This is a genomic window from Streptomyces coerulescens (assembly GCF_042657965.1).
GTDB classification, from domain to species: domain Bacteria; phylum Actinomycetota; class Actinomycetes; order Streptomycetales; family Streptomycetaceae; genus Streptomyces; species Streptomyces coerulescens.
In genome coordinates, this window is record NZ_JBHSKM010000050.1 from 148,596 (window position 1) to 170,229 (window position 21,634).

Here is a 21,634-nt window from a genome sequence, read left to right on the forward strand (position 1 = left end):
CTGTTGTATGGAACCCATGGAACACACGAGCAACGCGGATCTACGGACTGCCGCCGACGCGGTCCTCGCCCGTCTCGTCGGGGACGACTCCGGTACCGCCCGGCTGCGCGAGGACCAGTGGCGGGCGATCGAGGCACTGGTCGCCGACAGACGCCGCGCGCTCGTGGTCCAGCGGACGGGGTGGGGCAAGTCCGCGGTGTACTTCGTGGCCACGTCCCTGCTGCGGTCCGGGGGCAGCGGACCCACGGTGATCGTCTCCCCGCTGCTCGCCCTCATGCGCAACCAGGTCGAGGCCGCCGCCCGGGCCGGCATCCACGCACGCACCATCAACTCCTCCAACACCGAGGAGTGGGACACGATCCAGAGCGAGATCGCCGCGGGTGAAGTCGATGTGCTGCTCGTTTCGCCAGAACGCCTCAACAACCCCGACTTCCGCGACCAGGTACTGCCCAAGCTGGCCGCTGCGACCGGCCTGCTCGTGGTGGACGAGGCGCACTGCATCTCGGACTGGGGCCATGACTTCCGGCCGGACTACCGGCGGCTGCGCACCATGCTCTCCGACCTCCCGCCCGGAGTGCCCGTGCTGGCGACCACCGCCACCGCCAACGCGCGCGTGACCGCCGACGTCGCCGAACAGCTCGGCACCGGGGGCACGTCGGACGCCCTGGTGCTGCGCGGTCCGCTGGACCGGGACAGCCTGAGTCTGAGCGTTCTGCGGCTGCCTGACGCCGCGCACCGGATGGCCTGGCTCGCCGACCACCTCGACGATCTGCCGGGCTCGGGCATCATCTACACGCTCACGGTGGCCGCCGCCGAGGAGGTCACGGCCTTCCTGCGGCAACGCGGACACACGGTCGCCTCCTACACCGGCAAGACGGAGAACGCGGACCGCCAGCAGGCGGAGGACGACCTGCTCGCCAACAGGGTCAAGGCCCTGGTGGCCACCTCCGCGCTCGGCATGGGCTTCGACAAGCCGGACCTCGGCTTCGTGGTGCACCTCGGTTCGCCCTCCTCCCCCATCGCCTACTACCAGCAGGTCGGCCGCGCCGGCCGCGGCGTCGAGCACGCCGAGGTGCTCCTGCTTCCAGGCCAGGAGGACGAGGCGATCTGGCAGTACTTCGCCTCGCTCGCCTTCCCCTCCGAGGACCTTGTGCATCGCACGCTCGATGTCCTCGCCCGGTCGGACAGGCCTCTGTCCCTGCCCGCTCTGGAGCCCTTGGTCGAACTGCGCCGCTCCCGTCTGGAGACCATGCTCAAGGTCCTGGACGTGGACGGCGCGGTCCACCGGGTCAAGGGCGGCTGGATCGCGACCGGGCAACCCTGGGTGTACGAGGCCGAGCGGTACGACTGGGTCGCCCGGCAGCGCAAGGCCGAGCAGCAGGCGATGCGGGAGTACGCCTCGACGACGGGCTGCCGCATGGAGTTCCTTCAGCGTCAACTCGACGACGAGGGAGCCAAGCCCTGCGGTCGCTGCGACAACTGCGCGGGCGCGCGCTTCACCGCCGATACGTCCACGGTCGCGCTGGACGCCGCGCGTGTCGACCTCGGTCGAGCGGGGGTCGAGGTGGAGCCGCGCCGCATGTGGCCGACCGGTCTCGCCGCGATCGGCGTCGAACTCAAGGGACGTATCCCGGCCGGCGAACAGGCCGCTCCGGGCAGGGCCTTGGGGCGGCTGTCGGACATCGGCTGGGGCAACCGTCTGCGGCCGATGCTCGCGCCCCACGCCCCTGACGGACCCGTGCCCGACGATGTGACAAAGGCGGTCGTGAGCGTCCTGGCGGACTGGGCCAAGGGACCGGGCGGCTGGGCTTCCGGCGCTCCGGACGCCGCACCACGCCCGGTCGGAGTGGTCACCATCGCCTCCCGCACCCGCCCGCAGCTGATCAACTCACTGGGCGCACGCATTGCGGAGATCGGCCGACTGCCGCTGCTGGGTTCCCTGGAGTACGTCGGCGAGGGCTCTCCGGTCTCCAGGAGCAACAGCGCGCAGCGGCTGAAGGCGCTCGACGGTGCGCTGAGTGTGTCTGCCAACCTTGCCTCGGCACTCTCCGAAAACCCTGGGCCCGTTCTGCTGGTGGACGACTTCACGGAAACGGGGTGGACCCTCGCCGTCGCCGCCCGCATGCTCCGCCGCGCAGGGGCGCAGGGCGTCATGCCGTTGGTTCTGGCCGTCCAAGGTTGATCCCGGTCGATCCGAACCACGGTCGCCAAGTCCGCGACACCCAGGGCGTACGCGCTCACCAGGCGGGTACGACCTGGTTGCGCACGGCCTCCCCATGCGTCTCACAGTTATGCGTTGGGTAGGGATATAACCCGCGCACCATCAGATATCGGTCGGTGGCCCCAATTGCTCGTTGCCGCATTCCGGTTCGACAGGAAGAATTGGAGTCCGCTCCCCGTGCGGCTCGTCCGTGATCCGGATGGGCTCTGCTGTGGTGTGCGCTCCCCCGAATCCGATCTCGCCCGCAGTGTGGGCGCGTAGCCGAAGGGAGGACCGTGACCTTCGGATTCGCTCCGTCCTCCGCGGCAACCGATCTGTCTGCCGCATCCGCCAACTCCCTGGCCCGCATGCTCGAACCCGCGGAGTGGGCCGCTGCGGGCATTCCGCTGCTGCGCAACCCCCGCGAGATAGTCAGCGGTCTGCACACTCGGCACCGCCCCAGGCCTACGACCGCGGTCGTCGCCGTGCTCGACGCGGAGGAGCGACTGCGGGCGAGTGCCTCGTTCACCCGCCGAGCGGCCCCGGCCGACGGCTGGATGTTCCGCAACGCGCTGCTCTCCCAGTTGCGTCGGGTCATCCCGCACGACCTGCGGCGCCGCACTCCGGTACGCACCGCCGTGCTGCTCTACTGCCGCGAGGGCGACGCCCGTTGGACGGAGGAGGACGGCGCCTGGATGTGGGGCCTGCGGGACGCCTGCACCCTGCACGGCCTGCGCTGCGGGGCTTACATCACGCTGACCAGTGACGGCTGGCAGGTCCTCGGTGAGGGACGCGGCGGCCGCCGCCCCAACGCCGACTCGTCACCGGAGCCCTTCGCGACGTCCGAGTCACCGGTCCCCCTGCCACGCACCGGCGGCGCGGCGTCCGAGGTCCTGCGTCGCGCGGCTGCCCGCTGAGAACACAGGGCACCTGCGCCCGCTCAGGACACCTCGCTGTCTCTGAGGAAACAACCGAAGATCCCTGCCGACAACCCGGTAGAACGTTCAGCGTCACGACACACGAATCACTGGGAAACCGGTCCATGACGACTACCCGTACATGGACCCGCCCCCGAATTTCACAGGCCTGGGCACGCCGAGTTCCCCACTCGTGCGCGCACTCCAAAGACCCCACCGTGCAAAGACGACGCCGCAGCGACGTCCCATCCCCCCGGCGTCCTGGGGGAATGCCCCCGGACGATCCGGAACCGGATCAGACGCTCGCGCCCAGCACCGAGTTGATCCGCTGCGGGTCACCGCAGACGATCAGCAGGGCACCCGCCTTGCCGAGAGCCAGCGGCAGGGCACCGGCGGCTGCGGTGTCAGGACCGCCGTTGACGGCCACGACGACCACGGGGCGCGTCGTGGCGCGGCTCGCGGCGGAGGCGTCGGCGTAGAACACGTCGTCGCCGGCGTCGTGCTGCGCCCAGTAGGAGGTGTCACCGAAGGACAGCTCATGGGTGGCCCACGGGTGCTGTTCGCCGGTGGTGATCACCAGCACCTCGCCGGGAGCGCGACCCGTGTCGAGCAGCAGGTCGACGGCTTCCTCGGCAGCGTCGAGCGCTCCCTCGGGCGAGGCCGGGATCAATTGGATCTGCGGGGTCGCCGACGCCGGAGCGGGGGCGACGGAAGCAGCGGGGCCCGACGGTCCGGGCTTGGCGCCGGCCACATCACGCGGCGCACGTTGCACCGGCGGCGCGGGCCGCACGGGCCCGGGTCGGCCGGGACGCGACGGAGCCGCGGGGCGCGGGCCGGGTACGGGACGGGGGGTCGGCGCGGTACGGCCATTGGCCGGCGTGGCGCGGGGACCCTGGGCACTCTCGTGAATCTGAGGCTCCTCGGGAATGAGAGGCATGAGTTGATGTCTATCAAACGCTGGTACGGCTCGCGTCGGCGGGTGGCACATGAGTGCGAGCGGAATCGTCAGAAGTCGAAGCCGAGCTGACCCTCGATCTCCGGAACGCTTCCGTCCACCCAGGTGCGCACCTTCTTGAGGTGCTGCCACTGGGGCAGCGCATCAAGATACGCCCACGACAACCGGTGGTACGGGGTGGGTCCCCGCTCCGCCAGTGCGGCCTTGTGCACGGGCGACGGATACCCGGCGTTGTCCGCAAAACCGAAGTCTGCATGGTCGATACCCAGTTCGGCCATCATTTTGTCGCGCTGGACCTTGGCGATCACCGAGGCCGCCGCGACAGCCACGCAGGACTGGTCGCCCTTGATCACCGTCCGGACCTTCCAGGGAGCCCCGAGATAGTCGTGCTTCCCGTCGAGGATCACGGCGTCGGGGCGGGCCGGAAGGGCTTCCAGGGCGCGGCACGCTGCCAGTCGCAGCGCGGCCGTCATCCCGAGCTCGTCGATCTCCTCCGGAGAGGCGTGCCCGAGGGCGTACGACGTCACCCACGTCCGCAGCACCGCGGCGAGCTCGTTGCGGCGCTTGACGGTGAGCAGCTTGGAGTCGGTGAGTCCTTCGGGGGGCCGGCGCAGTCCGGTGACCGCCGCGCAGACGGTGACAGGTCCGGCCCAGGCACCGCGCCCCACCTCGTCGACACCGGCAATGATCTTCGCTCCGGTCGTGGCTCGGAGGGAGCGCTCGACGGTGTGAGTAGGCGGTTCGTACGGCATGGCGCCCTTAGCCTACGCCGCCCCGAACCCGCTTCGACACCCTGGTTCCCCGAAGTGATCTCCGGGCCGGTGCAGCGATCCGTCAGCCACCTGTCGGGCGGAGCAGCGGGACCATGAGCTGGTCGATCATCTCCTCGAGATCCCGATCCTCCCATTCGCTTCCGCACATCTTCGACCGGTACATCATCATCGCCGGGATGGCGTCGAAGACGTAGCTGTTCGCCGCATCCTCCCGCACCTCTCCCCGCTCAATGCCACGGGTGATGACCTCGCGCAGCAACGCGATCGTCGGCTCCACGACCCCCTCGAAGATCACGCCGTGAAAGCGCTCGGCCTGGAGCGTGTCGCATTCGTGAATCACCGACCGCAGGGCGAATCCGGGGCGTGAGTACATCGCCTCACGCGCCTGTCGGCACAGCGTCAGCAGGTCGTCGCGCACACTCCCGAGGTCGGGGGCGGACTCGAAGCTCGGCAGTCCGGCCCGCAGCGCGTCGGCGACGAGGTCCTCCTTGGACGGCCAGCGACGGTAGACGGCGGCCTTACCTGTCTGCGCACCGGCGGCGACACCCTCCATGGTGAGGCCGTTCCAGCCGACGGTACTGAGTTGCTCCAGTGCGGCTTCAAGGATCGCGCGTTCGAGCACGGCGCCGCGCCGACGGAGGGAGGCCGCCTGAGCGGGGGCGGCCGTCCAGCGCGAGGTAACCATCTGAGCGTCTCCAACAAACAAGGGAAGCGGGGATTCCGGGACATGGAACTCGTCCCGCGGCAACTACGGGGGACATGCCGCGCGACGACAATACGAGTGAACGCTTGCGTTCACTAAGGGGGACTCACTACGGTTGTCGCGACAGTGAACGCGAGCGTTCACTAAGGCACTTGTGGGGGACCCATAGTGACAACCTCTCAGTTGATCAAAGATCAGAAACCAGGTGCGGCTCGCCGGGAGGGACATCCCGGCATCGCGCTCACCGTCATCGCGGCCTGCCAACTCATGGTGGTACTCGACGCGACGATTGTGAACATCGCGCTCCCGCACATTCAAGACGCGCTCAAGTTCAGCACGACCGACCTCACCTGGGTCGTCAGCTCGTACACACTCACCTTCGGTGGCCTGCTGCTTCTGGGTGGCCGCGCCGGTGACATCCTGGGCCGCCGCCGGGTCTTCATGACCGGCATCCTGCTGTTCACGCTCGCCTCGCTGCTCGGCGGACTGGCCCAGGAGCCCTGGCAGTTGCTGGCCGCGCGTGTGCTCCAAGGCATGGGTGGCGCAATCGCGTCGCCCACGTCGCTGGCGCTCATCACCACCACGTTCCCCGAAGGACCGGAACGCAACCGGGCTTTCGGCGTCTTCGCCGCCGTCTCGGCGGGCGGTGGCGCGATCGGCCTGCTCGCGGGCGGCATGCTCACCGAGTGGCTCGACTGGCGATGGGTGCTCTTCGTCAACGTGCCCATAGGCATCGCGATAGCAGTGCTCGCACCGCTGTACATCAGCGAGTCCGAACGGCACACCGGCCGTTTCGACATAGCGGGCGCGGTGACGTCGACGGCGGGCATGGCATCCCTGGTCTACGGCTTCATCCGCGCGGCGGACGAGGGCTGGCGGGACAGCCTGACCATCGGTTCGTTCGCCGCCGCGGTGGTCCTGCTGCTGGCCTTCGCGTTCATCGAATCGCGGGCCAAGGAACCCATCACCCCGCTGAAGATGTTCGCCGACCGCAACCGCTCGGGCACGTATGTGATCATGCTCAGCCTGGCCGCGGCGATGTTCGGCATGTTCTTCTACATCGTCCTGTTCGTGCAGAACGTGCTCCAGTACAGCCCGATCGAGGCCGGCCTCGCCTTCCTGCCCGTGACGGTCGTGATCGCGCTCGGAGCAGGGCTGTCGCAGCGCTTCCTTCCGGTGCTCGGCCCCAAGCCCTTCATGCTCGCGGGCTCGGCGCTCGCGGCGATCGGGCTGGCCTGGCAGACTCTCATCACCGCGGACAGCTCGTATGTCGGCGGAGTGCTCGGCCCGATGCTGGTGTTCGGCTTCGGTATGGGTCTGAACTTCGTGACGCTGACGATCACCGCGGTTTCCGGTGTCGCCCAGCACGAGGCGGGCGCCGCGTCCGGGCTTCTCAACGCCACGCAGCAGGTGGGCGGTTCGCTCGGCCTCTCCATCCTGACGACGGTGTTCGGCACGGCCAGCAAGGACGAGGCGGAGAAGCAACTGCCGAAGTTCATGACGGAGGGATCGGCAGAACAGAAGGCTGAGTTCGCCAAGACGCACCAGCTGCCCGGTCGGTGGGGCCACGAAGTGCTCACGCAGGGCATCTCGACGGGCTTCGTGGCGGCCGCAGCGATGGCCGTCCTCGCCCTGGCCACCGCCTGGTTCGTGATCCGGGTCCGCAAGAGCGATCTGGACGCTCTCTCCGGGACGGCGGGGCCGATGGCCGGCTGACCTGGCCGGACCCCCGAAGGGCCGCGGATGGCCGGATCGGGTCCGGGGGACCCGAAGCGAGGGCGACGATCCGGTCATCCGCACCTCCTTCACGGCGACCGTCGTGGGGCGAGACGCGATGGGGCGGGCAGGCCACAGCCCGCCCCACACTGCAGCCGCCGCGACGCACAGCGCGCCCAGCACCGACGTGAACCCCATGACTCCACCCCCTGCGCCCCTCGCGTGAGACCTGTGTGTGCTGCCCACCGGTCGCACTCCAACTGCCACGACAACGGACCAACCGTCACGCAGAGTTCCCGGGATATACGGAAAGTTATCGAGAGCTCCGGCAGAGCCGAGCCGCCGCACGGCGCTGGGCCGTCATCGTCGTCGGCACCCACTCGGGCCATGCCTCCAGCTCTAGGCCGTCATCGCCCTCAGCGCCCACTCGGACAATGCCCCAGCCCTAGGCCGTCATCGCCCTCGGCGCCCACTCGGGCAGTGCCTCGGTCTGCTCCGCCCATTCCGCGGGCACCGACCCGGCCTTCCCGGAGCCGATCACGCCGCCCACGATGGCGCACGTGGTGTCGACGTCGCCGCCGACCTGAGCGGTCGTCCAGAAGCCCCGCTCGTAGTCGCCCAGGGTCCGTGCGGCGGACCAGAGGGCGAAGGGCACGGTGTCGTGAGCCGTCGTACGCCGTCCGCAGCCCAGGACGGCCGCGACGGTGCCGGCATCGCCGTAGTCGAGCATGTCCCGGGCGCGCCGCAGACCTGCCCCGACCGCACTCTTCGGAACCAGAGCGACAACGTCGTCCAGGAGCGATTCCGGACTGGGCGGACCGCCGGGGGCGGCGGCCAGCGCGGCAGCCGCGGCGACGGCCATGGCGCCGACCACGGCCTCGCGGTGCTGATGCGTGGGGTAGGCGGAGATCTCGGCCTGGTGGGTCGCCTGCTCGGGGTCGTCCGCGTACCAGGCCCCGAGGGGTGCGATCCGCATCGCGGCGCCGTTGCCCCAGGAGCCCCGACCGTTGAAGAGCGCGGCTGACAGCTCGCGCCAGTCCCCGCCTTCCCTGACCAGGCGCAGCAGCCGGTTGACCGCAGGGCCGTAGCCGCGGTCGAAGTCGTGATGCTCGGCGAAGGAGCGGGCCAGGGCGTCCTGGTCGATGCGGTGGTGGGCGGCCAGGACGGCGACCACGGAGCAGGCCATCTCGGTGTCGTCCGTCCATTGCCAGGGGCCGGACGGAAGCTCGCGCCGCTTCAGCAGCGGATAGTTCACCGGCACGAAGAACTGCGAGCCGAGGGCGTCCCCCACCGCGAGTCCACGCAGGCTGGCGAGGGCGCGGTCCAGGCGCCCTTCGGGAGAGGAATCAGCGGTCATCGCCCTGCCACTCTATCCGGTGATCCCGTACGGTTCCGGATCACGCCAGCGTTCGAACGGCCGGTCAAGCGTGTACTTGCCGTCGTCCCCGAGAACGAGCATCCGCATCTCCGCGTTCCCGGGGTTCGACAGCGACTCGAAGTCAGCGACCGTCCAGTGGAACCAGCGCATACAGAACAGCCGCATGGCCAGTCCGTGGGTCACCAGCAGCACGTTCGGTGGATGATCGGGCGCTTCGAAGCTGCGGTACAGGCTCTCCAGGAAGTTGCCGACCCGGTCGTACACGTCTGCGCCGGACTCGCCCTGGGCGAAGCGGTAGAAGAAGTGGCCGTAGGCGTCCCGGTAGGACTTCTGGAGACGTACGTCGTCGCGGTCCTGCCAGTTCCCCCAGTCCTGCTCGCGCAGGCGGGGTTCCTCGCGCACCCGTATGAGCTCGGGGTCAAGATGGAAGGCGCGGAGCGTCTCGTGGGTACGACGGTAGGGCGAGACGTACACGCTGACGCGCTCGCGGCCGAACACCTCCCGCAGGCGTTTGCCCGTCTCCTCCGCCTGCCGCCAGCCCCGCTCGGTCAGGGCCAGCGCGTGGTCGGGCTCACGCTCGTAAACGGTGTCATCAACATTGCCCGTTGACTCCCCGTGTCGGACAAGGACGATGCGCCGTGGTCGTGCCATGCCAAAACCCTAGATCGGCCGACGGCTGATCGAGCACTCGTACGGGCTCCATACGGCGTAGGTCACACATTTCCTGTATCACCTGCCACATCAGGACGCCCGCGTAGCGGGTTTGGATTTCAAACCATGTCAAACCGTCCAGGTGGCTTCGAGGTCCACGATGTCACCTGTGAGGGCCGCGACATCCGCCTCGATCTGGGCACGCAAGGCCAGTCGCTCCACGCGCTCGGTCCGGTACTTGCCGTGTTCGGCGGCCGAGTGCCACATCGACAGCACCAGGAACTCATGCCCCGGCGCCTCACCGAACAGCCCGCGGACCATGCCCGGGGAGCCGGCCATGGCGGGGTTCCAAACCTTCTCCTGCATGAGTGTGAAGTGCTCGGCGCGCTCCTCGTGGACACGGCAGTGGGCCACCCGGACCAGGTCCGCGTCGGTGAAGCGCGGCTCGAAGCCGGTCTTCACGTCGAAGCGGTAGTCGAAGAGCTTGACCTGCATGTCCTTGAAGGTGCCGGACTGGGCCGCGGCCAGCCGGTCATGGGAGCGGGCCATGAAGGAGTCGTAGAAGGAACGGCTCTCCCAGAACGAGAAGATGTGCGCCACCCCCTGCCGCCCCCGGCTCCAGCCACCACCCTGCCCCCGAAATCCCGGCTCCCCCAGAAGCCCCGCCCATTTTCGCTGCCCCCGCTCGAAGCCGCGGCGGTCCACCACGGTGCAGCGAATCCACTTGACCAGCACCGCGCCATGGTAAGGCCCATCAGCGTGGCGTCGGTCACTGTCTGCCCCACTGGTCCTCCGCCCGCGAACCCGCAGGCGTGGCAGGATGGACAACCGGCCTCGTCCACAGGGCAGTTCGGGCTGGGAGCATTCGCATGACGGGGAAGGGGAAGCCTGGTGAACGCCATCAACAAGGGAAACCGGAAAGTCGAGATCTCACTCAAGTGGGATCCGAGTCCCGCCGGGCAGCCGCCCACCGATCTGGACATAGTGGCCGCGACCTATCTGACGAGCGATCCCTACGGCGATCCCGCTTACGTGGTGCACTTCGACAGCCGCTCTCCTGACGGCACCATCTATCTCAACCGGGACAGCAAGGACGGCAAGGGCTTCGGCTGGGACGAGGTGCTCACCGTTGAACTCGACCGGCTCGACAGCCGGTACGCGCGCGTGATGGTCGGCGTCGTGATCCAGCAGCGCCCGGCGGAGCGCACCTTCGTCAGTGTCATCAAGCCCGCCCTGCGCATCCGTGAGGGCTACACCGTGCTGGCCGAGGACGACTTCGGCGGCGTGCTCGGCTCGACGGCGGCCACGGTCGCGGAGTTCGTGCGCGAAGGATCGAGCACGTGGGAGTTCCACCCGGGCATCCACGGTTTCGAGGACGACCCGGAGACCTTCACAGCGGTCATGGGCAGGGCTCGCCAGCCCTGAGAGTGGCTCGCACACGCGTGGGGAGGCAACACGCACACGCGGGCCGTACGACGAAGAGGGGCGCCGACATGTCGTCGGCGCCCCTCTTTGTGAGCTACCTGCCGTCAGAGCCCTTCAGGGCTTTCCGAACGGTCCGGGGCCGAGCCCCGGGCGCTGTCAGCTGCAACCGCTGGTCGAGCCGCAGCCCTCGCAGATGTAGCAGGAGCCGGCCCGCTGCATCTTCGTGCCGCAGGAGAAGCACAGCGGAGCGTCGGCCTGGATGCCCAGCTGCATCTCCACCAGCTCGGCACTGGTGTGTGCCTGCTGCGGGGCGGGCTTGGCCGCCGAGGCCTCGGCCTTCGGCGTGGCGACGGCCTTCAGCTCCTGGGCGCGAGGCGCCGACTGCGCCAGGCCCTCGACGTCGACCTCGTCCTCGTTGGGCTCGTAGGAGCCCGTCTCGAGGTGCCGCTGACGCTCCTCGGCGGAGTGGATGCCGAGCGCGGAGCGCGTCTCGAAGGGCAGGAAGTCCAGCGCCAGGCGGCGGAAGATGTAGTCGACGATCGACTGCGCCATCCGCACGTCCGGGTCGTCCGTCATGCCGGCCGGCTCGAAGCGCATGTTGGTGAACTTCGAGACGTACGTCTCCAGCGGCACGCCGTACTGGAGACCGACGGAGACCGCGATCGAGAAGGCGTCCATCATGCCCGCGAGCGTCGAGCCCTGCTTGGACATCTTCAGGAAGACCTCGCCGAGACCGTCGTCCGGGTAGGAGTTGGCGGTCATGTAGCCCTCGGCGCCGCCGACGGTGAAGGACGTGGTGATGCCGGGACGGCCCTTCGGGAGGCGCTTGCGGACCGGGCGGTACTCGACGACCTTCTCGACCGTCTCACGAATGGTGGCCTCGGCCTTCTCCGTGATCTCTGCCTTCTCCTTCTCCTTGGTCTTGGCGGAGAGGGGCTGGCCGACCTTGCAGTTGTCGCGGTAGATCGCGAGCGCCTTGACGCCCATCTTCCAGGCCTCGAAGTAGATCTCCTCGACCTCCTCGACGGTCGCCGACTCCGGCATGTTGACCGTCTTGGACAGGGCGCCGGAGATCCACGGCTGGATCGCGGCCATCATGCGGACGTGGCCCATCGCGGAGATGGAGCGCTCGCCCATGGCGCAGTCGAAGACCTCGTAGTGCTCGTGCTTGAGGCCCGGGGCGTCGACGACATTGCCGTGGTCGGCGATGTGGGCGACGATCGCCTCGATCTGCTCCTCCTGGTAGCCCAGGCGGCGCAGGGCCTGCGGGACCGTGCCGTTGACGATCTGCATCGAGCCGCCGCCGACCAGCTTCTTGAACTTGACCAGCGCGAGGTCGGGCTCAAGACCGGTGGTGTCGCAGGACATCGCCAGACCGATGGTGCCGGTCGGGGCGATGACGGACGCCTGAGAGTTACGGAAACCGTTCTTCTCACCAAGGCGCTGCACGTCCTGCCAGGCCTCCGTGGCGGCGGCCCAGATCGGCGTGTCGAGGTCGTCCATGCGGACGGCCTTGCCGTTGGCGTCGGCGTGCTGCTTCATGACGCGCAGGTGCGGCGTCGCGTTGCGGGCGTAGCCGTCGTACGGGCCGACGACCGCGGCGAGTTCGGCGGAACGGCGGTACGAGGTGCCGGTCATCAGGGAGGTGATGGCACCGGCCAGGGCACGGCCGCCGTCGGAGTCGTACGCGTGGCCGGTCGCCATCAGCAGGGCGCCGAGGTTGGCGTAGCCGATGCCGAGCTGGCGGAACGCGCGCGTGTTCTCACCGATCTTCTGCGTCGGGAAGTCCGCGAAGCAGATGGAGATGTCCATCGCGGTGATGACGAGCTCGACGACCTTCGCGAAGCGCTCGACGTCGAAGGACTGGTTGCCCTTGCCGTCGTCCTTCAGGAACTTCATCAGGTTCAGCGAGGCGAGGTTGCAGGACGTGTTGTCCAGGTGCATGTACTCGCTGCACGGGTTCGAGCCGTTGATGCGGCCGGACTCCGGGCACGTGTGCCAGTGGTTGATGGTGTCGTCGTACTGGATGCCGGGGTCGGCGCAGGCCCAGGCGGCCTCGGCCATCTTGCGGAACAGGGCCTTGGCGTCGACCTCTTCGATGACCTCGCCGGTCATACGGGAGGTCAGGCCGAACTTGCCGCCCGACTCGACGGCCTTCATGAACGTGTCGTTCACGCGGACCGAGTTGTTGGCGTTCTGGTACTGGACGGACGTGATGTCGTCGCCGCCCAGGTCCATGTCGAAGCCCGCGTCACGCAGGGCGCGGATCTTCTCCTCTTCCTTCACCTTGGTCTCGATGAAGTCCTCGATGTCGGGGTGGTCGACGTCGAGGATGACCATCTTGGCGGCGCGGCGGGTGGCACCGCCCGACTTGATCGTTCCTGCGGAGGCGTCGGCACCGCGCATGAAGGAGACCGGACCGGAGGCGTTGCCGCCGGAGGACAGCAGTTCCTTGGAGGAGCGAATGCGGGAGAGGTTCAGGCCGGCGCCGGAGCCGCCCTTGAAGATCATGCCCTCTTCCTTGTACCAGTCGAGGATCGACTCCATGGAGTCGTCGACGGACAGGATGAAGCAGGCCGAGACCTGCTGCGGCTGGGGCGTGCCGACGTTGAACCAGACGGGGCTGTTGAAGCTGAAGATCTGGTGCAGGAGGGCGTACGCCAGCTCGTGCTCGAAGATCTCGGCGTCGGCGGGCGAGGCGAAGTACTTGTAGTCCTCGCCGGCCTTCCGATACGTCTTCACGATGCGGTCGATGAGCTGCTTGAGGCTCACCTCGCGCTGCGGGGTGCCGACGGCACCGCGGAAGTACTTGCTGGTGACGATGTTGACCGCGTTCACCGACCAGAAGTCGGGGAACTCGACGCCGCGCTGCTCGAAGTTGACCGAGCCGTCGCGCCAGTTGGTCATGACGACGTCACGGCGCTCCCAGGCCACCTCGTCGTACGGGTGCACGCCGGGGGTGGTGTGGACGCGCTCGATACGCAGTCCCTTGGTCGCCTTGGTGCCCTTGGCGCGGGAACTCCGTGCCGGACCGCTCGCCGTCTCTGTCATGCCGCCTCCCTGTACGGGCTAAAACGCCCTGAAGTGCCCCGATGTTCCCCGTGGCACGTGTTCTGTCTGTTGCTGCGGGCACCCTCTGATCGCCACCCGCAGCAGGTCTTCTGTAGCCGCCCTCTCGGCCGGATCCGGGGTCTGACATCCGGATCCGGCCCGCCCTATTCGGCGGCGTTGGCGGGAACGGGGACCTGTGCAGTCCCTCCGGACCCGCGATCGTCTTCCTGGCCCCCCGTGACTGCGCCCACGTTGTCCTCGCGGTCGTCCTTGTCCGCGGCGGAGCGTCCCGTCGTCTCCCGGAGCTCCACGATCGCGGCCTCGAAGTCCTCGAGCGAGTCGAAAGCCCGGTAGACAGAGGCGAATCGCAGATAGGCGACGAGGTCGAGTTCCTGCAACGGGCCGAGTATCGCCAGTCCCACGTCGTGGGTGGTCAGCTCGGCGCTTCCGGTGGCCCGCACCGCCTCCTCGACCCGTTGGCCGAGCTGGGCGAGCGCGTCCTCGGTGACAGGTCGTCCCTGGCATGCCTTGCGCACGCCGTTGATGACCTTGGTACGGCTGAACGGTTCGGTGACTCCGGACCGCTTGATCACCATCAGCGAGCATGTCTCCACCGTCGTGAAACGACGGGAGCAGTCAGGACACTGGCGGCGCCTGCGGATCGACGTGCCGTCGTCGGTCGTACGGCTGTCGACGACACGGCTGTCGGGGTGCCTGCAGAAGGGGCAGTGCATAACTCCCAACCCTCCTTCACAGCAGACTCAATAGCCTCGCTGGGCCTCATGGGCCCCTCGAAGCAGCCCCAAGCATAGGCGATCTCCGAGGGTCCGAGGACCGGGGGGACCACAACTTCTGGGCTGCTGCTGCAATCCAACCACTAGATGTGGGGATTGGCTCATACATCCAGGCCGTACGCGCGTGTCGCACAGACATGAGCAGGTGGCGTACCGCCACGCCGGTCCGCCGCACACGCCGATGCACAGCCGTATCGCTACGGCACATACGGAGATACCGTGAGCGCCACACGGAGGGGACGTGGGACTCCCGCAGAGATGGGGGTCGGTTCCCGGCTGAGCTGATCCCGGATGGCAGACTGGGGCAACAACCCACGAGGTCGTCACCCCGGCGGTGAAGAGTACAACAATGGGCCCTTTTGCCCGCCGGGCAGTTCGTTAGCCATACACCCCGACATGCGATCACGTAAGCCGATTCGCGATTTTTCACTCGAACGTGTGTTTGGCGCAACCTTTCGAAAGCAACTACCGTTGTGCAGCAGGGAGACCATCGAGAGGGGCCGACGTGACCACCACCGCAGACAGTGCCACCATCACTGCCCAGGACCGCTCCCAGGGCCGACTCGAGCCGGTGCATGCGATGAACGAAGCCATGAATCCCGAGGGACAAAAGCGCTCCCTACCGGGTCGACCTCCCGGCATCCGGGCGGACAGCTCAGGGCTCACCGACCGCCAGCGCCGCGTGATCGAGGTCATCAGGGATTCCGTCCAGCGCCGTGGCTACCCGCCGTCGATGCGGGAGATCGGCCAGGCGGTCGGCCTGTCCAGCACGTCCTCGGTGGCGCACCAGCTGATGGCACTGGAGCGCAAGGGCTTCCTCCGCCGAGACCCGCACCGCCCGCGCGCGTACGAGGTGCGCGGCTCCGACCAGGCCGCCTCGGTGCAGCCCACGGACACCGCCGGCAAGCCCGCGGCGTCGTATGTCCCGCTGGTCGGCCGCATCGCCGCCGGTGGCCCCATCCTCGCCGAGGAGTCGGTCGAGGACGTCTTCCCCCTCCCCCGGCAGCTGGTCGGCGACGGTGAGCTGTTCGTGCTCAAGGTCGTCGGCGACTCGATGATCGAGGCCGCGATCTGCGACGGCGACTGGGTCACGGTCCGTCGTCAGCCGGTCGCCGAGAACGGCGACATCGTGGCCGCGATGCTCGACGGCGAGGCCACGGTCAAGCGCTTCAAGCGCGAGGACGGCCACGTCTGGCTCCTCCCGCACAACTCCGCGTACGAGCCGATCCCCGGCGACGACGCGACCATCCTGGGCAAGGTGGTGGCGGTGCTGCGGCGCGTGTGACGGCTGCGGCGGGCGAGCCGATAGGCCTCGCCCCCTGACCGGGCCCCGGAACCCCTGCGCCGGTTCCGGGGCCCTGTGCTGTTTCGGATGGTGAGCCGGAGTCGGATGGCCCCGGTGCCCTCGGCTTTTGGAGCAGTCGTTAGCCTGTCGCGGTGCCGCGACAGGCTAACGACGGTGGTCCCGGCTATTTCGCCGCTGCCTCGGCCTCCGCTTCCGCCTGCGTCGCCGACGCGTCGATCGCGGCCAACGACTTCCGGACCTGGTTACGGTCCGTCGTGTACCAGAAGTCGGGGAGTGACGCCTTCAGATAGCTCCCGTACCGGGCTGTCGCCAGCCGCTGGTCCAGGACGGCCACCACGCCCCGGTCCCCCGAAGCACGTACGAGGCGGCCTGCGCCCTGCGCCATGAGCAGCGCGGCGTGGGTGGCGGCGACCGCCATGAAGCCGTTGCCGCCGGCGTCCTCCACGGCCTTCTGGCGGGCGCTCATCAAGGGGTCGTCGGGGCGCGGGAACGGGATCTTGTCCATGACGACCAGCTGGCAGCTGGGGCCGGGCACGTCGACGCCCTGCCAGAGCGAGAGCGTGCCGAACAGGCAGGTCTTCGGGTCGGCGGCAAAGTTCTTGATCAGCTCGCCGAGCGTCTCCTCGCCCTGGAGGAGGATCGGGAACTCGGGGATGCGGGAGCGGAGCTCCTCGGCGGCCAGCTGCGCGGCTCGCATCGAGGAGAACAGTCCGAGCGTGCGGCCCCCGGCCGCCTGGATCAGTTCGGTCAGCTCGTCGAGCATGTCCACGCGGTCGCCGTCCCGCGCGGGGCGCGACAGGTGCTTGGCGACGTACAGAATGCCCTGTTTGCGGTACTCGAACGGCGAGCCGACGTCTACGCCCTTCCACTGCGGGAGGTCGTCACCCTCCGTGCCTTCCGGAGCGAGCCCGAGAGACGCACCGACGCCGTTGAAGTCGCCGCCGAGCTTCAGGGTCGCTGAGGTCAGAGTGACGGAGCGGTCGGCGAAGAGCTTCTCCCTCAGCAGGCCCGACACCGACATGGGGGCCACGCGCAGGGACGCGCCGAAGCGGTCGTGCCGTTCGTACCAGACGACGTCCCACTCGGAGCCGTTGGTGATCCGCTCCGCCACGTCGTGCACCGACTCGACCGAGGCCAGCGCCTGCTTACGGACCGCGTCCTCGTCCTGCACGGACTTGTCGCGCGTCGCACCGATCGCGGAGATCACGGTGCGGCAGGCGTCGCGCAGCGCCATGAGTGCGTAGGCCAGGTCTTCCGGGATCTCCTCCAGGCGACCCGGCAGGGCCAGCTCCATCAGCCGTTCGAAGCCCTCGGCGGCGGTCTGGAGCTGGTCGGCGGCCTTCTCGTTCACGAGCTTCGAGGCGCGGCGCACCGCGCGATTGACCTGCCCCGGGGTGAGTTCGCCCGTGGCGACTCCGGTGACGCGGGAGACCAGTTCGTGCGCCTCGTCGACGATCAGGACCTCGTGCTGCGGGAGGACCGGGGCACCTTCGATGGCGTCGATCGCGAGCAGTGCGTGGTTGGTGACCACGACTTCCGACAGCTTGGCCCGCTCCCGGGCCATCTCGGCGAAGCACTCGGCACCGTACGCACACTTCGTAGCGCCGAGGCACTCCCGCGACGACACCGACACCTGCGCCCAGGCGCGGTCGGACACGCCGGGCGCCAGGTCGTCGCGGTCGCCCGTCTCCGTCTCGTCCGCCCAGTCACGCATCCGCAGCAGGTCCTGGCCCAGCTTGCTGGTGGGTGCGGCCGCCTCGAACTGGTCGAAGAGGCCTTCCTCCTCGTCCTGCGGGACGCCTTCGTGCAGGCGGTGCAGACACAGGTAGTTCGACCTGCCCTTGAGCATCGCGAACTCCGGGCGACGACGCAGCAGCGGGTGCAGCGCGTCGACGGTGCGCGGCAGGTCCCGCTCCACGAGCTGGCGCTGAAGCGCCAGGGTGGCCGTCGCCACGACGACACGCTCCCCGTGCGCGAGCGCGGGCACGAGGTAGCCGAGCGACTTTCCGGTGCCGGTGCCGGCCTGGACGAGCAGGTGGGTACCGCCGTCGATGGCCTCCGCGACGGATTCGGCCATCGTCACCTGGCCGGGGCGCTCCGTGCCGCCAACAGCGGTGACGGCGGCATGCAGGAGTTCGGGGAGTGAGGGCTTTTCCATAGAGCGACCACCCTACGACTCGGGACTGACAAACGAGCGACCACGGTGGGGACGGGGGACTGGATCAAGACCGGCCGTTCCCCGGGCAGGGATCGAATGGGTTCGGGTGTCTACGGAATCGGTCCGGGTGGGCACGGTGGCGGTTCGGTCGAGGTCAGGGACGGTTCGGGTGGGTGCGGAATTCGCTCGTTGCGGTCGGTTGAGCGTCGGATGCGATCAAGGTCGGTCGACTTTGGACGGAGTGATGTCGGCTTCGGCCGGAGTGACCCGGAGCGAGGGGGAGTGATGGGGAGTGGGTCGGGGTGCCTCCGGCGTCGGGCCGGGGATGGTTCGGGCGCCGACAGCCCGATCGGTTGGTGCCCGGGGTCCCGCTGCATCCGGGCAGAGATCGACTCGGCCTGAATTCGGTTCATCGGGAGTGGGAACCGGATCGGTGCGAGCGGTGTACCAAAAGTGATGACGTTGCGACGCGGCGTCACATCAGATGGCGCAGGCTCCGGTCTCTGATCACGAGTGCGGCCCGTTTGCTGGGCAGGTCGATCTCGGCGGAGAACCGGAAGCCGGCGGTCAAGAAGGCGGCGACTGAAGGGGTGTTGCGAATGTCCGGTTCGGCGACGACGCGAGCGCAGGCGGACTGTTTGTCGAGTGCGAGGTCGGCGACAGCTCGAAGAAGAGTTCCGCCGAGTCCTCGCCCTCGATCACCCACAGCACCGATGAGGAGATGAACTCCGGTGTCGTAGGGCCTGGCCGGGTAGTGGCGAGCCAGCGGGTCGAGGTCGGCGCGGTAGATCTCCCAGTAACTCATCGGCGTGCCCTCCAGCAGACCCATGCACGGGACGCTGCGTCCGTCGCCGAGGAGCTGAGACCTCAGATGCTCCTCGATGGCGTCCTCCGGTCCGGCGAGGCCCCAGAACGCTGTGACGGCGGGATCGTGCATCCAGCGGCTGATGATCAGGAGGTCTCGCTCGATTCGCACGGGTACCAGGTGCAGCGCGCCTGCCGGCGTGCTGACTGGTCCCCAGTCGGGGACGCCTCCGAGGAGGTCGTCGGCGTTCGGGACGTCGGAAGCAGGTGCACCCCCGGACGTACGGGTGTCTACGCCGCCGCCAGTGCCCGGGTCAGTGCCGGTGCCGGTACCTGCACTTGTGGCTGTGGCGCTGGCCGCGCCACTGGCTGTGGCTGTGGCTGTGGCAAGGCTCGGCCTCCCGCCGCCAGCGGTGTCCTTCCCGAAGAGCGCGACGAATTCGTCGGGCAGATGCAGGTCCAGCGTGTCCTCGCTGTCTGGGCCTGCGTCGGCAGCCGGGCCGATACGGCTCTCACGAGCAGTCGGACTCGTGGAGCCGATGTCGGTGACCGGGGCGGCGCCTGCGTTGGCACTCGCGTCGGTGGGAGGCACGGAGACGCTCCTCTCAGGAAGCGGGATCGGGCATGTTCCTCAGGAATGCAAGGGGTTGGCGATCGTGACGTAGACGGACTGGGTATCGACCGGGCCTTCGAGTTCATCGAGGCCGTGGATGCGGGTCAGGAGGTTTGCTTTGCAGCGCAGGACCGATGAGTCGAGCAGGCGGGCCGGGAGTGACGTACGCAGCCGGGTGGGACCGACGACCACTTCGCCGAGAAAACGACGGAAAGCAGCGAGCAGCAGTTGTTCGTCGACGAGACGTTGGGAGCCGAACGCGCCGATGAGACCGAAGACGTTGTTGATCGCGAGGTAGTACGCGAAGCGCTCGTCGGTGACCTCGTCCGAGACGAAGGTGTCGCTGTGCTCGCCGATGCCGGGCAGCCGGGCCTCCAGCTCCGCGCGCCGGGACTCACGGAAGTAGTAGCCCTGGTTGTCGCGGTACCGGCCTCCCGAGGGCCAGCCGTCGCCGTCCAACAGAAGCAACGTGTTCTGCTGGTGCGCCTCCAGGGCGACGCCGGCCTCGGCGTCCAGCCACAGCACAGGGCGAACGACATGTGCGAGGTAACGCAGGAACCACTCGGCGGCAACGGCTTCCCGGGAGCGACCGGTTCGGGCGGCGAGACGCGTGATCAGCTGGGCGAGCCGGGACCGCAGCGGCTCCCTGTCCGGCTGCCGTCGATCTGAGCTGATGCCGGTTTGTGGGTGAGGAAGGGGTGAAACGAGTCCGGCTACGCAGGACACATCGTCGGAGGGCCGGAAGGGGTTGTGCCGGATCATCACGTCGAGACCTGGCACGGGGGCTCCATCCAGCCCGTCGACGGCGAGCCAGGCCGGGTCGCGAACGATGTCGAATGCCGGGTGCGCGCCTTGCCACTGCGCCGCGAGACCACTGCGCAGGAGCCTGTGCGCCTCCACGCCGCGGTGCAGCTCCTTGCGGAGGTTCTCACGCCGGGAGTTGGTGATGCGCAGACCCAGCGAGAGCTTGAGCATGGCCGGAGCGCCGGACCGATAGACGGTGCGTACGGAGGAGGTGGGATGCCACGGTCCGCTGTGGTTGCTGTGGTTGCTGTGGTTGCCGTGATCGCCAAGGTCGCCGAGGTCGACAAGTAGTCCGGCATCGAGCAGAGCGGCACTCTCGGGGCGGTGCCGTACCTCGCGCGCTTGCCAGGGATGGAGCGGCAGGGCCGCATAGCCGTCCGGCAGGGACAGGTCGGGGCCGGCAAGTCGGGCGGTGAGCTGCGGGGCGGGGACGGCACGGCCGCGTTCGGTCCACGCCGAGTCAGTGGCGAGCACAGAAGGAGATACGGCCAACCAGCGCAAATGGAAGGAGCCGCGGAGCTCGGGTGAATACAGCCGGGCTTCGGTCTCGGAGAGGCTCTCGCGACTCTTCGGCGTCGGGTGGTGCGGGTGTCCGAGGAGGAGCGCTTGCTCGGCCGCGAGGAAGAGGTCAGGGCTGTCGGCCGGGTTGTGCCGACGCTCGCTGATGAAGGTGGCGGTTCGTTGGGCGGAGTCGGCGACGCGGGCGACGAGGTCGGTGGCGGCGGTCATCGCGGAGAGCGTCGCGGGTGGGGGTGACGGTACTGAGGAGGTCTCGGGTGCATCGGAGGTCTGGTATAGCGCCTCCCTGGTGAGCAGTGCTGCGAGGGTGACGGAGTCGATGAGCGAGGACTGATCTGTGGCGGCGGCCAGATGTGGAAGGGCGAGGCGGTGCCACCCCGTCGGGGACCAGTAGTGGACCGGAGCGACCAGGGCCGTGCCGGTGGCAGGCAGCAGGATGCGAAGAATCCCGTCGTGGGGGGCCGGGGCGTTGGTCTCGCGTACCCAGCAGCGGAGCAGGTTCTCCACGGCGGCGGCCTGGGCTGCGGTGTGCGGGTCGGGGTGCTCCAACAGGTCGGAAGTCTCATCCGGGAGTTGCTGGATATCCGGGGCGCCGCTCTGCATCGGCGTGCGGATCGGTCCCCGCCTTGGGGCTGCTCCGTGCGCCGACGCAGAAGTTGCCCGCTGTGCCGCGGCTGGTTCCTGCGGTGCGTCTTCGCGGAGCGGTCGGGTAAGACGGCGGCCGGCGGTTGTGGGGGTGCTGTTCAAGGTTGGTCCTCGTGAAGTGATTCCGGCTCGCGCGGCAGCGGTAGCCGTACTGCTTTGTGGGGGGGGGCTGGAGTGCCGCGTTCGGATGGTGCAGAGGGAGGGGGGTGGGTCAGTTGGAGT

General features: G+C 68.6%; 16 protein-coding genes. 5 read left to right on the plus strand and 11 right to left on the minus strand.

Features of this window, described 5'->3' with window-relative positions; genetic code table 11:
• Positions 1 to 16 precede the first annotated feature (16 nt).
• The gene (locus tag ACFPQ9_RS42940; RefSeq protein WP_380865539.1) at positions 17 to 2,182 is read left to right on the plus strand and encodes a RecQ family ATP-dependent DNA helicase; all 2,166 of its coding nucleotides are present in this window, start codon (positions 17 to 19) and stop codon (positions 2,180 to 2,182) included.
• Positions 2,183 to 2,496: 314 nt separating this feature from the next.
• The gene (locus ACFPQ9_RS42945) at positions 2,497 to 3,117 is read left to right on the plus strand and encodes a hypothetical protein (protein WP_380865541.1); all 621 of its coding nucleotides are present in this window, start codon (positions 2,497 to 2,499) and stop codon (positions 3,115 to 3,117) included.
• A 295-nt stretch (positions 3,118 to 3,412) separates the two neighbouring features.
• Here the strand turns inward: ACFPQ9_RS42945 and ACFPQ9_RS42950 are convergent, their stop codons facing one another.
• From ACFPQ9_RS42950 to ACFPQ9_RS42960, 3 genes are all read right to left on the minus strand, one after another.
• The gene (locus ACFPQ9_RS42950) at positions 3,413 to 4,054 is read right to left on the minus strand and encodes a hypothetical protein (protein WP_380865542.1); all 642 of its coding nucleotides are present in this window, start codon (positions 4,052 to 4,054) and stop codon (positions 3,413 to 3,415) included.
• A 68-nt stretch (positions 4,055 to 4,122) separates the two neighbouring features.
• Positions 4,123 to 4,824 (minus strand): ribonuclease HII, encoded by a 702-nt coding sequence (locus tag ACFPQ9_RS42955; protein ID WP_380865544.1) that lies wholly within the window; start codon positions 4,822 to 4,824, stop codon positions 4,123 to 4,125.
• 82 nt (positions 4,825 to 4,906) lie between these two features.
• Entirely contained in the window at positions 4,907 to 5,530 is a 624-nt protein-coding gene (locus ACFPQ9_RS42960; protein WP_380865546.1) for a TetR/AcrR family transcriptional regulator, read from the minus strand.
• 186 nt (positions 5,531 to 5,716) lie between these two features.
• Between ACFPQ9_RS42960 and ACFPQ9_RS42965 the strand changes: the two genes are divergently transcribed.
• Positions 5,717 to 7,264 carry an MFS transporter gene (locus tag ACFPQ9_RS42965; RefSeq protein WP_380865549.1) on the plus strand — a complete coding sequence of 516 codons (1,548 nt, stop codon included), beginning with the start codon at positions 5,717 to 5,719 and terminating at the stop codon, positions 7,262 to 7,264.
• 445 nt (positions 7,265 to 7,709) lie between these two features.
• Here the strand turns inward: ACFPQ9_RS42965 and ACFPQ9_RS42970 are convergent, their stop codons facing one another.
• From ACFPQ9_RS42970 to ACFPQ9_RS42980, 3 genes are all read right to left on the minus strand, one after another.
• On the minus strand, positions 7,710 to 8,621 hold the full coding sequence (locus ACFPQ9_RS42970; protein ID WP_380865551.1) for an ADP-ribosylglycohydrolase family protein: 912 nt from the start codon (positions 8,619 to 8,621) through the stop codon (positions 7,710 to 7,712).
• Positions 8,622 to 8,633: 12 nt separating this feature from the next.
• On the minus strand, positions 8,634 to 9,293 hold the full coding sequence (locus tag ACFPQ9_RS42975) for a histidine phosphatase family protein (protein ID WP_030944720.1): 660 nt from the start codon (positions 9,291 to 9,293) through the stop codon (positions 8,634 to 8,636).
• 129 nt (positions 9,294 to 9,422) lie between these two features.
• Complete coding sequence (locus ACFPQ9_RS42980) at positions 9,423 to 10,028, minus strand: YdbC family protein (RefSeq protein ID WP_380865553.1); 606 nt, start codon at positions 10,026 to 10,028, stop codon at positions 9,423 to 9,425.
• 156 nt (positions 10,029 to 10,184) lie between these two features.
• On the opposite strand from ACFPQ9_RS42980, the gene ACFPQ9_RS42985 reads away from it, so the two are divergent.
• Positions 10,185 to 10,718 (plus strand): TerD family protein, encoded by a 534-nt coding sequence (locus tag ACFPQ9_RS42985; protein ID WP_380865556.1) that lies wholly within the window; start codon positions 10,185 to 10,187, stop codon positions 10,716 to 10,718.
• Between the two features lie 156 nt (positions 10,719 to 10,874).
• Here the strand turns inward: ACFPQ9_RS42985 and ACFPQ9_RS42990 are convergent, their stop codons facing one another.
• On the minus strand, positions 10,875 to 13,769 hold the full coding sequence (locus ACFPQ9_RS42990; protein WP_380865559.1) for a vitamin B12-dependent ribonucleotide reductase: 2,895 nt from the start codon (positions 13,767 to 13,769) through the stop codon (positions 10,875 to 10,877).
• A gap of 164 nt (positions 13,770 to 13,933) precedes the next feature.
• The gene (nrdR, locus tag ACFPQ9_RS42995) at positions 13,934 to 14,503 is read right to left on the minus strand and encodes a transcriptional regulator NrdR (RefSeq protein WP_380865561.1); all 570 of its coding nucleotides are present in this window, start codon (positions 14,501 to 14,503) and stop codon (positions 13,934 to 13,936) included.
• A gap of 565 nt (positions 14,504 to 15,068) precedes the next feature.
• On the opposite strand from nrdR, the gene lexA reads away from it, so the two are divergent.
• Entirely contained in the window at positions 15,069 to 15,848 is a 780-nt protein-coding gene (lexA, locus tag ACFPQ9_RS43000; RefSeq protein WP_030944708.1) for a transcriptional repressor LexA, read from the plus strand.
• Positions 15,849 to 16,032: 184 nt separating this feature from the next.
• On the opposite strand, the gene ACFPQ9_RS43005 is transcribed toward lexA, so the two are convergent.
• From ACFPQ9_RS43005 to ACFPQ9_RS43015, 3 genes are all read right to left on the minus strand, one after another.
• Positions 16,033 to 18,027: an ATP-dependent DNA helicase gene (locus tag ACFPQ9_RS43005; RefSeq protein WP_380865564.1), complete on the minus strand. Its 1,995-nt coding sequence runs from the start codon at positions 18,025 to 18,027 to the stop codon at positions 16,033 to 16,035.
• 475 nt (positions 18,028 to 18,502) lie between these two features.
• Positions 18,503 to 19,423 carry a GNAT family N-acetyltransferase gene (locus tag ACFPQ9_RS43010; RefSeq protein ID WP_380865567.1) on the minus strand — a complete coding sequence of 307 codons (921 nt, stop codon included), beginning with the start codon at positions 19,421 to 19,423 and terminating at the stop codon, positions 18,503 to 18,505.
• A 39-nt stretch (positions 19,424 to 19,462) separates the two neighbouring features.
• Entirely contained in the window at positions 19,463 to 21,370 is a 1,908-nt protein-coding gene (locus tag ACFPQ9_RS43015) for an IucA/IucC family protein (RefSeq protein ID WP_380865570.1), read from the minus strand.
• Positions 21,371 to 21,634: the final 264 nt, after the last annotated feature.

Excerpts from the sequence above, each read along its gene's own strand:
- ACFPQ9_RS42940 (WP_380865539.1), top strand. The coding sequence starts at position 17 with ATGGAACACACGAGCAACGCGGATCTACGGACTGCCGCCGACGCGGTC.
- ACFPQ9_RS42950 (WP_380865542.1), bottom strand. The coding sequence starts at position 4,054 with ATGCCTCTCATTCCCGAGGAGCCTCAGATTCACGAGAGTGCCCAGGGT.
- ACFPQ9_RS42955 (WP_380865544.1), bottom strand. The coding sequence starts at position 4,824 with ATGCCGTACGAACCGCCTACTCACACCGTCGAGCGCTCCCTCCGAGCC.
- ACFPQ9_RS42960 (WP_380865546.1), bottom strand. The coding sequence starts at position 5,530 with ATGGTTACCTCGCGCTGGACGGCCGCCCCCGCTCAGGCGGCCTCCCTC.
- ACFPQ9_RS42970 (WP_380865551.1), bottom strand. The coding sequence starts at position 8,621 with ATGACCGCTGATTCCTCTCCCGAAGGGCGCCTGGACCGCGCCCTCGCC.
- ACFPQ9_RS42975 (WP_030944720.1), bottom strand. The coding sequence starts at position 9,293 with ATGGCACGACCACGGCGCATCGTCCTTGTCCGACACGGGGAGTCAACG.
- ACFPQ9_RS42990 (WP_380865559.1), bottom strand. The coding sequence starts at position 13,769 with ATGACAGAGACGGCGAGCGGTCCGGCACGGAGTTCCCGCGCCAAGGGC.
- nrdR (WP_380865561.1), bottom strand. The coding sequence starts at position 14,503 with ATGCACTGCCCCTTCTGCAGGCACCCCGACAGCCGTGTCGTCGACAGC.
- ACFPQ9_RS43005 (WP_380865564.1), bottom strand. The coding sequence starts at position 18,027 with ATGGAAAAGCCCTCACTCCCCGAACTCCTGCATGCCGCCGTCACCGCT.
- ACFPQ9_RS43015 (WP_380865570.1), bottom strand. The coding sequence starts at position 21,370 with ATGCAGAGCGGCGCCCCGGATATCCAGCAACTCCCGGATGAGACTTCC.